9 protein-coding genes and 2 riboswitches are annotated in these 11,178 nt (G+C 68.7%); of the genes, 2 read left to right on the top strand and 7 right to left on the bottom strand.

All coding sequences use genetic code 11. The features are described from left to right. Together gcvP and AC1DDO_RS21640 are read right to left on the bottom strand one after the other, a co-directional pair. Nucleotides 1-2,555 (bottom strand): aminomethyl-transferring glycine dehydrogenase (gene gcvP / locus AC1DDO_RS21645; protein WP_476972723.1); only part of this gene is annotated, 2,555 nt, incomplete at its 3' end. Nucleotides 2,556-2,594: 39 nt separating this feature from the next. Next, nucleotides 2,595-2,708, bottom strand: a riboswitch (glycine riboswitch). A 1-nt stretch (nt 2,709) separates the two neighbouring features. Further along, nucleotides 2,710-2,808, bottom strand: a riboswitch (glycine riboswitch). A 200-nt stretch (nt 2,809-3,008) separates the two neighbouring features. Then, a complete protein-coding gene (locus AC1DDO_RS21640) occupies nt 3,009-3,548 on the bottom strand; it encodes a TetR/AcrR family transcriptional regulator (RefSeq protein WP_476868843.1) in 540 nt (179 codons plus the stop codon). Between the two features lie 68 nt (nt 3,549-3,616). Between AC1DDO_RS21640 and AC1DDO_RS21635 the strand changes: the two genes are divergently transcribed. After that, the gene (locus AC1DDO_RS21635) at nt 3,617-5,206 is read left to right on the top strand and encodes an MFS transporter (RefSeq protein WP_476868842.1); all 1,590 of its coding nucleotides are present in this window, start codon (nt 3,617-3,619) and stop codon (nt 5,204-5,206) included. 171 nt (nt 5,207-5,377) lie between these two features. Here AC1DDO_RS21635 and AC1DDO_RS21630 read toward each other — a convergent pair whose 3' ends face one another. Together AC1DDO_RS21630 and AC1DDO_RS21625 are read right to left on the bottom strand one after the other, a co-directional pair. Then, nucleotides 5,378-5,857 carry a Dps family protein gene (locus tag AC1DDO_RS21630; RefSeq protein WP_476868841.1) on the bottom strand — a complete coding sequence of 160 codons (480 nt, stop codon included), beginning with the start codon at nt 5,855-5,857 and terminating at the stop codon, nt 5,378-5,380. 166 nt (nt 5,858-6,023) lie between these two features. After that, entirely contained in the window at nt 6,024-6,842 is an 819-nt protein-coding gene (locus AC1DDO_RS21625) for a sigma-70 family RNA polymerase sigma factor (protein WP_390205781.1), read from the bottom strand. A gap of 241 nt (nt 6,843-7,083) precedes the next feature. Here AC1DDO_RS21625 and AC1DDO_RS21620 point away from each other — a divergent pair, with 241 nt between their 5' ends. After that, nucleotides 7,084-7,599, top strand: coding sequence for a flagellar protein FlgN (locus AC1DDO_RS21620; RefSeq protein WP_476868840.1), 516 nt, complete (start codon nt 7,084-7,086; stop codon nt 7,597-7,599). A gap of 14 nt (nt 7,600-7,613) precedes the next feature. On the opposite strand, the gene AC1DDO_RS21615 is transcribed toward AC1DDO_RS21620, so the two are convergent. From AC1DDO_RS21615 to AC1DDO_RS21605, 3 genes are read right to left on the bottom strand one after another with little or no spacing between them, the layout of a single operon-like run. Continuing rightward, nucleotides 7,614-7,859, bottom strand: coding sequence for a carbon storage regulator (locus AC1DDO_RS21615; RefSeq protein ID WP_476868839.1), 246 nt, complete (start codon nt 7,857-7,859; stop codon nt 7,614-7,616). A 9-nt stretch (nt 7,860-7,868) separates the two neighbouring features. Beyond that, complete coding sequence (locus tag AC1DDO_RS21610) at nt 7,869-9,128, bottom strand: hypothetical protein (protein WP_476972722.1); 1,260 nt, start codon at nt 9,126-9,128, stop codon at nt 7,869-7,871. Continuing rightward, nucleotides 9,106-11,154: a flagellar biosynthesis protein FlhA gene (locus AC1DDO_RS21605; RefSeq protein WP_476972721.1), complete on the bottom strand. Its 2,049-nt coding sequence runs from the start codon at nt 11,152-11,154 to the stop codon at nt 9,106-9,108. The genes AC1DDO_RS21610 and AC1DDO_RS21605 overlap by 23 nt, the downstream gene beginning before the upstream one ends. Nucleotides 11,155-11,178 lie beyond the last annotated feature (24 nt).

The following is an 11,178-nucleotide window of genomic DNA, read 5'->3' as shown; positions in this document are numbered from 1 at the left end:
GGCTCCACCATGAGAGTGCCCGCAACGGGGAAGGACAGCGTGGGGGCGTGGAAGCCGAAGTCGATCAGGCGCTTGGCCACGTCCTCGGCGGTCACTCCGGTCCTGGCCGTCAGTTCGCGCAGGTCCAGGATGCACTCGTGCGCCACGAGTCCGCCCTCGCCGGTGTACAGGACCGGGAAGGAGTCGTTCAGGCGGGCCGCGATGTAGTTCGCCGCGAGCAGGGCCGACTTGGTGGCCTCGGTGAGGCCCTGGCCGCCCATGAGCTTCACGTAGGCCCAGGAGATCGGCAGGACGCCGGCGGAGCCGTAGCGGGAGGCGGAGATCGGGGTTCCGTCGGCGCCGTTGGCCGGATCGGCTGCGTTGCCCGGCATGAACGGTGCCAGGTGGGCCTTGGCCGCGACCGGGCCGACGCCGGGTCCGCCGCCGCCGTGCGGGATGCAGAAGGTCTTGTGCAGGTTCAGGTGCGAGACATCGCCGCCGAACTGGCCCGGCTGGGCCAGACCCACGAGCGCATTCAGGTTGGCGCCGTCGATGTAGACCTGGCCGCCGGCGGCGTGGACCGAGTCGCAGACCTCGCGGACGTCGGCGTCGTACACCCCGTGGGTGGAGGGGTAGGTGATCATGATGCAGGACAGGGCGTCCTTGTTGGCCTCGATCTTGGCGGTGAGGTCCGTGTGGTCGATTGTGCCGTCGGAGGCGGTGGCGACGACGACGACCTTCATGCCGGCGAGCACGGCCGAGGCGGCGTTGGTGCCGTGGGCGGAGGCCGGGATCAAGCAGACGTTGCGCTGGGCATTACCGCGGGAGAGGTGGTAGCCGCGGATGGCCAGCAGGCCCGCGAGTTCGCCCTGGGATCCGGCGTTGGGCTGGATGGAGACCTGGTCGTACCCGGTGATCTCGGTCAGCTGTGCTTCGAGGTCCTCGATCAGTTCGCGCCAGCCGGCGGTCTGGGATTCGGGGGCGAACGGATGGATGGAGGCGAACTCCGGCCAGGAGATGGCTTCCATTTCGGCCGTGGCGTTCAGCTTCATGGTGCACGAGCCCAACGGGATCATGGTGCGGTCCAGGGCAAGGTCGCGGTCCGAGAGGCGGCGGATGTAGCGCAGCAGCTGGGTTTCGGAGCGGTGGGTGTTGAACACCGGGTGCTGCAGGTAGTCGGAGGTCCGTTCGACGGCGGTGTCCAGGCCGAAGGAGGAGTCTGCTGCGTCAACGACGCTGGCCCCGAAGGCGGCGACGACGTCGGCGACGATGGCCGCCGTCGTGGCCTCATCGGCGGAGATGCCGACGGTGTCGGCGTCGATGGCGCGCAGGTTGACGCCCTTGGCGTCGGCGGCCGCGATGATCTCTGCTGCCCGGCCCGGCACGGAGACGGTGATGGTGTCGAAGAAGGAGGTGTGCAGCACGTCGAAGCCGGCGGTCTTCAGGGAGGCTGCGATGGTCCTGGCGTGGCCGTGGACGGTCTGGGCGATTGCCTTCAGCCCGTCGGGGCCGTGGTAGACGGCGTAGAAGGATGCCACGATGGCCAGCAGCGCCTGGGCGGTGCAGATGTTCGAGGTGGCCTTCTCCCGGCGGATGTGCTGCTCGCGGGTTTGCAGGGCCAGGCGGTAGGCGGGGACGCCCGCGTTGTCCTTGGAGACGCCGACGAGGCGGCCGGGCATGGAGCGTTCGAGCCCCTTCTGGACCGCCATGTAGGCCGCGTGCGGGCCGCCGAAGAACAGCGGCACGCCGAAGCGCTGGGCGGAGCCGACGGCGATGTCGGCGCCCTGTTCGCCCGGGGACGTGATGAGGGTCAGGGAGAGGAGGTCGGCCGCGACGGTGACGAGGGCGCCGCGTTCCTTGGCTTCGGCGATCACGGCGGTGTGGTCGAACACGCGGCCGGAGACGCCGGGCTGCTGCAGGACGACGCCGTTGATGACGCCCTCGGGCAGGCCCCTGGAGAGGTCGGCAACCTCGACCTCGAAGCCGAGGGCCTCGGCGCGGCCCTTGACGATCGCGATGGTCTGCGGGAGGCAGTCGGCGTCCAAGACGGTCTTGCCGTCGTGGGCGGCCTTGTTCTTGTTCGCGCGGCGCATCATCAGCACGGCCTCGGCGACGGCGGTGGCTTCGTCCAGCAGCGAGGCGTTGGCGATCGGCAGCCCGACGAGGTCCTGGACCATGGTCTGGAAGTTCAGCAGCGCCTCGAGCCGGCCCTGGGAGATTTCCGGCTGGTAGGGCGTGTAGGCGGTGTACCAGGCCGGGGCTTCGAGGATGTTGCGGCGGATTACCGGCGGGGTGAGGGTGTCGTAGTAGCCCTGCCCGATCATCTGCACGGCGGTCTTGTTTTTCGCGGCCAGCTTGCGCAGTTCGGCGAGGACTTCCACTTCGCTGAGGGCTGCGTCGAGCGCGAGGTCGGAGTCCTGGCGGATGTCCTTCGGAACGGCGGTGTCCACCAGGGCGTCGACGGTGTCGTAGCCGACAGCCTTCAGCATGGCGTCGACGTCGGCCTGGCGGCGGGCGCCGATGTGCCGGTCAACGAAGGACGTGGAGGCTGGGGTAACAGTCACAAGGAACTCCATAACTCAGGCGGCGCAGGGTACGCCACATTGATTCGGGTTCCTCCCCGCTCTGTATTGGACCTGAGAGTTTCCGCGCAGCCCACATGAGGGGCTCCGCTTGCACCGTCGGTGAGCACAGCGCGCTAGGGACGCACCTGCTACTTTCCAGAGATGCCTTGCCGCGGCGGTACATGGGCCTGAGAGATTCCTGGGGAGGATTTGCTCCTACGGCGCCTGCTTGTACCTACTTGCAGGACTCTCCCGCCGCAGATCAAAGGCGTATTCAATTTGGGGTGACAACAGTCACAGCACTCATTGTCCTATGCCGGGCGCGCGTCCGCAAACTCCCTCCCGGCGGCGGCCCCAAGTTACAGGTCCGGCCACGCGAGTTCGCCGCAGGCGTGCGGGGACGCCGCTTCGTTCCGGCGTAGTCGCAGGCTTCCGGCGTATTCGACGGGCGGGTCTCGGCGGCCGTCAGCGGCGCAGCTTCTCGACGGCGGCCAGGAGGCTCTCGACGTCGTCACTGACTTCCGGCGGCTGCCCGCCCGGCCCCCGGCCCAGCATGGCGTTGAAGTACAGCCCGTCCCCCATGTACAGGACGGCTTTCGCCATGGCGGGCCCGACGTCGGCAGCCAGCAGTTCCAGCCAGTTCGCCTGGGCGGCGGCGAAGCGGCGGAGGGTCTCCTGGTGCGCCACCTCGGCGAGCCTCGTGGCCGCGACGAACACCCGGTCCATGGGGGTGTCCGCCCACACCGAGGACTTGATGAAGTACACCGCCGCACCCTCGGGGGCCTCAGCCATGGCGGCGACATCGGCAGCGAGGTGCCCGTCCAGTCGCTCGAGCAGGACCGCGATCATCGCCTCCTTGGTCGGGAAGTGGTAGAGCAGGCCCCCCTTGGAGACTCCGGCCCGGCGCGCGACGGCGTCCAGCGTCGCGGCGCGTTCACCGACTTCGATGAGCAGGGATTCGAAGGCGTGGAGAACGGCCTCGCGGGCGACGGGTTTCCTGGGCATGCCTCCCATCATGCCTGTCCGGCCGAGCATTTCTTAACTGTACCGTCCAGACGGTATAGTTACGTTCCATGAGCATTCCGTCGATCACCGCCACCACCACCAGCACCGCGTCGGCCACCGGCCCCCGGGCCTCGTGGCGCGACTGGGTGGCGCTGGCCCTGCTGATGTTCCCTGTCCTGCTTGTGGCCGTGGACAACACCGCCCTGACGTTCGCCCTGCCCGCCATCGCCCGCAGCCTGGACGCCTCCGGCGTCGAACTGCTGTGGATCATCGACGCCTACCCCCTGGTTCTGGCCGGACTCCTGGTTGCGATGGGCAGCCTGGGTGACAGGATCGGACGGCGCAGGCTGCTCTTCGTGGGCAGCGCAGGCTTTGCCGCGGTCTCGGCGTTGACGGCGTTCGCGCCGAGCGCCGAATGGCTGATCGCAGGCCGCGCCGGGCTCGGCCTCTTCGGCGCCATGCTCATGCCGTCAACGCTTTCCCTGATCCGCAACATTTTCCCGGAGCCCAACCGGCGCAGGCTGGCAGTGGCAATCTGGGCCGCAGGCTTCTCCGGCGGCGCCGCCCTCGGCCCGATTGCCGGCGGCTGGCTGGTGGAGCACTTCTGGTGGGGCGCCGTCCTGCTGGTCGCAGTGCCGATCATCCTGCCCCTGCTGCTGCTCGGTCCGGCACTGATCCCGGAATCCCGCGACCCTAAGCCCGGACGCGTGGACGTGCCCAGCATCATCCTGTCCCTGCTGGTCATGGTGCCCGTTGTCTACGGGATCAAGACCCTCGCCACCCACGGGCCCTCACTGGAGGCCTTCGCGAGCATCGGAGCAGGGCTGCTCATGGGCTACGTGTTCATCCGGCGCCAGCGCGCCCTGGCCAGAGGCCACAAGGCGGACCACAGCACGGCGCCCATGCTCGATGTCAGCCTCTTTGGCAACCGGGTCTTCAGCACCGCCATCACCGCCAACGTCCTGGCGCTGTTCTCCTTCAACGGCTTCATTCTCTTCCTGGCCCAGCACCTGCAGCTGCTGGAGGGGCAGTCCCCCTCCGCCTCCGGGGTCGCCATGGTCCCGGCCCTCATCGCCACAGTCGTTGCCGGGCTGCTGGTGGTCCCGCTGGTGCGCAAGGTCCGGCCCGGCTTTGTGGTGGCCGCCGGCCTGCTCCTGAGCGCGGCGGGCTATTTCCTGGTGGCATTCGGCGACCACAGCCACGGCCCGTCACTGCTGCTGGCCGCGCTGCTGATCCTCTGCCTGGGCGTGGGTGCCGCGGAGACGATCTCCAATGACCTGATCCTGGGCGCTGCGCCTGCGGACAAGTCGGGGGCCGCCGCCGCCATCTCCGAGACCGGCTATGAAGTGGGATCCCTGCTGGGCACGGCGATCCTAGGCTCGATCCTCACGGCTTCCTACCAGGGCAACCTCCGGCTCCCCGCAGGCGTGTCCGAGCTCGCCCCGGCCTCTGCCACGAGCCAGGCCGGCGAGACCCTCGCCGGCGCCGTGGAGCTCGCGGGGATGCTTCCGGCGCCGCTGGCGGAGGCGGTGACGGCGGCCGCGCGCACCGCCTTCGACTCGGGCGTACACGTCACGGCCTCCATCGCCCTGGTCCTGATGTCCGGGGCGTGCGTCCTCGCGGCGGTCCTCCTGCGGAAGGTGCCGAAGGCAAGCTAGCAGCACCGGTTCCATCGCCGTCGGGCTCGAGATCGACGGCGCCGAGCGAGACCGACATGCGTTCCCCATCCAGGACCATTGCGTAGCTTAAAAACTCCAGCGTCCGCCGCCGGGAAAATACCCGACGCCGGACGCTGGAGTTTCGTGAGTGCGGCCTGGTGCTAGCTGGACCTACTTGCTGTCCGGAGTGGTCACGCTGGCGGTGGCCTTCATGGTCTCGGCACTGACCATCCAGGCATACTGCTCAAACTTGGCGATGAACTCGTGCAGCAGATCGGCGGTGGTGGGGTCTTCATCGTCCACTTCGTCATGGACTTTGCGCATGGTGCCGACGGCTGCCTCCAGCGCTGCGACAATGCGTTCGATCGCGTCCTTCGTGCTGATCAGGCCCGCCGGAAACTCGGCCAGCGCGGTGGACTTGGAAACCGTGGAGCTTCGGCCGTCAGGGAGGGCGTGGAGGGCGCGCATGCGCTCGGCGAGGTCGTCCGCGAACCCGCGGGCGGCGTCGACGATCTCGTCCAGCTGGAGGTGAAGGTCCCGGAAGTTGGTCCCGACGATGTTCCAGTGCGCCTGCTTGCCCTGAACGTGGAGTTCGATCAGGTCCACCAGGACTGCCTGCAGGTTGGTCGTCAGTGTAGGTGTTGCTTTCATGCGTCCTCCTCGATAGAACCGGTGCGGTGGAGGCCGCGCGCGCCGCGTGCTGGCGGCCCGGCCCATGCTTTCGACGCTACCGCAGGGCGGCGTCGGGCCGCGACGGTTCGGGGAGGAATTTCTCGATCAGCTTACTAAGCCGGCTTACTAACTGCTTCGGGGGCGGCTAGACGGCTTCGTTGAGGACCGGACCGCGGGGGAACACGGCACGGGTGATGCCGCCGGAGGTGGCCTCGGAGAGCTGGGTGAGGTAGTCGTTGCGGCGCCGCGGCGTAATCCTGGACTGGGGTTCGAACGGCTGCGCGGGGTCATCGGCGTAGTGCGCGGTCAGTCCGTCGCGCATCAGCCGGATGGCCTCCGAACGCTGCTGGGACACCGCAGCATGGGTGGATCCGAGTTCGGCGGCCAGGTCCTTGACCGTCCGGTCGCCGAAGTAGATCTCCTCCACGACGTAGCGCATCCGTTCCGGCAGGGATTTCACGGCGGCCCGCAGGTACTGGAGCCGTTCATCCGCGAGCACGGAGTGTTCCGGGGTGAGGGTTTCGGCGGCCAGGGTATCCACCACGGCCTCATCGAGGGGTGTCAGTGTGCGTGAGGCATCCGCGAGCGCGGCCTCCACAACACTCTGCTGGACGCCGAGGGCGGAGGCGATCTCGTCCACTGTGGGCGTGCGGCCAAGGGCGGATGCCAGGGTTTCCTGGACGGACATGGTTTCCTTGATCCGCCGGCGGGCGGAGCGGGTGGCCCAGTCGCTGGCCCGCATCTCGTCCGCGAACGCGCCAAGGATGCGCCGGCGGGCGAACGCGCCAAAGGGAACCCCGAGGTCGGGATCGAACGAATCGGCCGACGTGATCAGGGCAATTGCACCGGCCGAGGCCAAATCATCGCGAGAAAGGTGTGACGCCTTCGAGCACAAATCTGAGACGAGATACCCCACCAGCGGAAGGTGCTGCGTGACCATCTCGTTGCGTTCCACGCGATTCAATACTGTGTCCCCCCATGAGACCGGATCCGAAGGGCTGTAGCCCTTAAAACGCCGAGAACCGCACCCAAACCGACCGGTGCTCCCCCCATTGGAGTCAGCGTTCGCAAGTAGGGCGCAGCACCCATGGAGGAAACCTATCACCTGATCCCGGATCTGCGTGTACCCTCAGGGAAAAGCTTGGCAAAAAGTGCGGTACCCGCCCCGAAGCTGCGATTCAGGGGGCGGAAAGAGAATGGGGCCCATGAGCGCAAGTGATCTCTCCGCGGCACTGTGGCAGGAGCGCCGGCAGCTGGAACTGCTCCTTTTCAGGCTGGAAACGCTACGGCTGCACGTCGGGGCCGGGAACGTGGAATGGCTGCGCCTCATGGCTTCCGAAATCGAAGCCGTGCTGGACCGTTTACGCTTTGAAGGCCTGGCCCGGAGTGTCGAATCTGCCGTCGTCGCGGCCCAATGGGGTATGCCGGCACAGGCCACGCTGGTTGAACTGATTGCGGCCGCACCCGCCGGCCCCTGGGCCGAGATCCTGGGCGAGCATCTGGACGCCCTGCACGCACTTCTTGACCGGCTCGGCGCGGCCGCCCGCGTGAACGAAGAGGCACTGCGGGTCCTCCCCTTGCCCGGACGTCCCGGCCCGGCGGGCACCGCCGGACTGCTGGATCAGCTGGCCACTGGCGGAAACCTGGAGCGGGCCCTGGCCGTGGTCCGGCGCGCACCCCAGCCCGCCCTGGCCCAGTATCTGGGCGGGGAAAAGGACTGATCCGGGACCTGGCTTCAGCCCTTGGCGGGAGGTGCGGGCGGCAGGAGCCCGCGCAGCGCGTCCTCGGCCTCCGGGCCGGCTTCCGCCGCGGCGAGGTTCGCGGCCGCGATGGCTTCGATGACTTCCCGGCGCTGGATGGGCACGCCCCGGGGTGCCTCGATGCCTATCCGAACACCGTCGCCGCGGCCTTCCAGGACCGTGATGACGATGCCGTCGCCGATCATGATCTGTTCGCCCGGCTTGCGTGTTAGTACCAGCATCTTCTCAATCTACCCTTCACCGCGGGGAGCTTCGGACGATTCCCGCCGGTTCTGCCATGTCGGATCGGGACCGGCGGGACGGGCGTCGATCCAGCCCACGGGCAGTCCCATGCCGTTGACGCTTTCAGGCGACCCCGTCTCCGCGGCGCCGACCACCGCCACCGCGGCAACGTTGAGCTGGGCGGAGAGCACGCCGACCCAGCGCTTCGTGTCCTCATGCTTGCGCCCGGCATCGACCACCACCCAGACCTGGTCGGCGGAGAGCGCGGCCACGGACTGCACCCGGGCCAGGGCGTTGCGGGCTTTGCCGAGTCCGAATGCCACCAGGACGGTGCGCTCGGTCAGCACCGCGTGGGCGCGGGCGGCCGTGGCGCTTTGCCGCCCGTCAACGTGCAGGTGGCCATAGGCGGAAAGCTCGCCGGCGGTCCGGACATCGGCACCGCCCGCCGCCATGGACATGGCCAGGGCGGCATCCATGGCGTCCTCCCCCAGCCCGACCAGAACCACCAGATCGCCGACGCCGTTCAGCGGTGCGGGGGCAACCCCGGCATCCCCCGGCGCCCGGCCCGGCGCGGCGGCGGGAGTTGAAACTGGAGTTGAGGCGGCGGGACTTTGGGCAGCACGGTCGGCCTGCCCGGCGTAGCTTTCGGCGGGAACTCCGACGGCGGAAGCCGGGTCGGCGGCGGGAACTGCTTCCGCCGGGGTCCGGAGCCCGGCGCCGAGCTGCTCCAGGATCTCCGCAAAGTCCCGCGACTCGGTGGAAACACCGGCAGCGGAGGGCCGGTGCAGGCTCAGCTCGGCGGCGTCCGCCTCTTCCAGCAGTGCGGCTATGGCGGCGCCCTGAAGGTGATGGGACGGTCCGACGGCGGTCCTGGCCGCAGCGGGCGCGGCCGTCGGTGAGGTCCGGGCCGGCGGTCCGTTCTGGGCTGCGGGCGCCGGTGCGGGCGCCGCCGGTGCGGCGGCAGCGTCGGCGTCGCCCTCTCCGGCGTCGCCCCGTCCGGTGTGGCCCTCTCCGGCGGGTCTGCCGGCGGACGCCGTTTCGGTCCCGGCCAGGATGTCGGCGTCGGGCACTACCTCGCCGGTGACCACCTCGTGCTTGGACATGATCTCGATCATTGCCTCGTAGCGGTCCTGGGCGAAGAGGCCGGCGATGCCGGGGCTGATGACGCGTTCGGCGGACACGATCCGGGCCGCGGGCCCGTACTGCTGCTCCGCCTTGCGGCGGATTTCCTCGAGCGAGGCTCCCTTAAGCCGATAGCGGTTCGGCATGGCGCACCACTCCTACTGTTTCGATCCGGACGTTGGCGGAGGTCACCTCGCGGTAGGACAACACGGGCACGGACCCCTGCTGGGCGCCCACGAGCCGGTGGATGGCCGGCCGGAGCGCCGGGGCGCACACGAGCACGGCCTGGCGGTTGGCGGCGGCCGCGGCGTCGACGGCGGAGCGCACCGAGCGCAGCACGGCGTCGAGCCTTTCCTGCCCCATGACGATCTGGCTGCCGCCTTCCGCCGGCCGCATGTCCTCGAGCATGTGTTGTTCCAGGACGGGGTCGATCATGATGACGTTGAGAACGGGGCCGTCCATGAACTTGGCCGTGAGGGCGGGGCCGAGGGCCTGCCGGGCGGCTTCCACGAGCGATTCCGGATCCGTGGAAATCTTGGCGCGCAGCGTGAGGGCCTCGTAGATCCGGGCGAGGTCGTTGATGGGGACCTGCTCGTCCAGGAGGCCCTGGAGGACGCGCTGCAGCTCGGCGAGGGAAAGCAGGGCCGGGGTCAGCTCGTCGACAGCGGAGGGGCTTTGCTTGCGCACTCCCTCGGTCAGCACGCGGACGTCCTCGCGGGACAGCAGCCGGGCAGCGTTCGCCGCGACGATCGAGGACAGGTGGGTGACCAGGACGGAGACCCGGTCGATCACCGTGGCGCCCGTCATTTCGGCGTTGTGCCGCATCTCCCCCGGAATCCATTTTCCGGCGAGCCCAAACACGGGCTCGATCATCGCCGCGCCGGGGAGCGAATCCAGGTTCTCGCCGAGGGCGAGCATTTGGCCGCCGGGGGCCGTGCCGCGGCCGGCTTCGACGCCGGCGATCCGGATGGCATAGGTGGCCGGCGGCAGGTCCACGCTGTCCCGCGTGCGGACCGGAGGGATGACCAGGCCCAGTTCCATGGCGATCTTATGCCGGAGGGACCGGACCCGGGCCAGGAGGTCGTCGGAGGCGCCGGAGACCATGTCTACGAGGTCCGGGGCCAGCAGGATCTCCACGGGGTGGATGCGCATGTCTTCCAGCAGTTTCTCGTTGGGGTCCTGCTCCGGGAAGTTCAGCGCTGTCGATTCGGCCTCCCGGGCCGTCTCGGCCGCACGCTGGGTCGCGGTGGTCCGGCGGGCGGCGATGATCAGGCCGATTCCGACGAGGACGAACGGGATGGGCGGCATACCCGGGATCAGGGCCATAGCGAGGGCGGCGACGCCGGCGATCATCAGCGCGTTCGGTGACTGCAGCAGCTGGGTGGAGGCCGTGCTGCCCATGTCCGACTCGGCGTTGGACCGGGTCACGATCATGCCGGTGGAGACGGCCATGAGCAGCGCCGGGATCTGCGTGACGAGTCCGTCGCCCATGGTCAGCAGGCCGTAGGTGTTCAGGGCATCGCCTATCTCCATGCCGCGCTGCAGCATGCCGATGGCGATGCCGCCGATGAAGTTGATGATGATGATGATGATGCCGGCGATGGCATCGCCCTTGACGAATTTCGAGGCGCCGTCCATGGCACCGTAGAAGTCGGCCTCGGCCGAGACTTCGGCGCGCCGCTCCCGGGCCTGGGTGTCGGTGAGGAGACCGGCGTTGAGGTCGGCGTCGATGGCCATCTGCTTGCCGGGCATGGCGTCGAGGGTGAAGCGCGCGCCCACCTCGGCCACGCGCTCGGCACCCTTGGTGACCACGACGAACTGGATCACCACAAGGATGAGGAACACGACGGCGCCGATGATCATGGAGCCGCCCACCGTCACCTTGCCGAAGGCTTCAATGACCTGCCCGGCATACCCGTTGCCCAGCACCAGCCGGGTGGAGGCTACGTTCAGGCCCAGCCGGAACAGCGTGGCCACCAGCAGCAGGGATGGGAACACGGAGAAGTCCAGCGGTTTCTTCACGAACATGCTGGTCAGCAGGACCAGCAGCGCCAGCAGGATGTTGCAGACAATGAGGAAGTCCAGCAGCGGCGCGGGCACGGGAACCACCAGCAGGAGCACGATCCCCACGATGCCGATGGGCACCACCAGCCGGTTCAGCCTGTTGTTCATGGTGCGGTCCTTTCACAGACGCTG

It is taken from the genome of Arthrobacter sp. 10N43, from assembly GCF_056394525.1.
Note: the sequence above shows the minus strand (reverse complement) of the source record. Positions and strands in the feature narration are given on the sequence as shown.